Source organism: Streptomyces naganishii JCM 4654, from assembly GCF_014650575.1.
Classification (GTDB): domain Bacteria; phylum Actinomycetota; class Actinomycetes; order Streptomycetales; family Streptomycetaceae; genus Streptomyces; species Streptomyces naganishii.
Genome location: NZ_BMVF01000071.1, coordinates 1 through 578 on the forward strand (window position 1 = coordinate 1; position 578 = coordinate 578).

General features: G+C 67.6%; 1 protein-coding gene. It reads left to right on the forward strand.

Annotation, left to right across the window (positions count from 1 at the left end; translation table 11 throughout):
- A partial coding sequence (locus IE217_RS34395) for an alpha-glucosidase C-terminal domain-containing protein (RefSeq protein WP_190181884.1) occupies window positions 1-438 on the forward strand: 438 nt, incomplete at its 5' end.
- Window positions 439-578 lie beyond the last annotated feature (140 nt).

The following is a 578-nucleotide window of genomic DNA, read 5'->3' on the forward strand; positions in this document are numbered from 1 at the left end:
GAACGCGAGGGCCGCACCATCGCCCCCCTCATCACCCGCCTCAACGACATCCGCCGCCGCAGCCCGGCCCTTCAGCAACTGCGCGACCTGCACTTCCACCACGCCGACCAGGACGCGGTGATCGCGTACTCCAAGCGGAGCGGATCGAACACGGTTCTGGTGGTCGCCAACCTCGACCCGCACCACACCCAGGAGGCGACGGTCTCGTTGGACATGCCGCAACTCGGCCTGGAATGGCACGAGTCGGTGCCGGTGCGCGACGAGCTCACCGGCGAGACCTACCACTGGGGCAGGGCCAACTATGTGCGTCTCGAACCCGGCCGCAGGCCCGCGCACGTCTTCACCGTCGGCCTGGGGTCCGGGGGCCGTCCCCCGGGAGAGCACAGCACCGTCCTGCGACCGTCCAACCCGCAGATCGGAGGGTCACCCACAATATGATCGTCAATGAGCCCGTTCCGGACACCTTCGAGGACACTCCCGCAAAGGACCGCGACCCGGAGTGGTTCAAACGTGCCGTCTTCTACGAGGTCCTGGTGCGCTCCTTCCAGGACAGCAACGGCGACGGCATCGGCGACCTG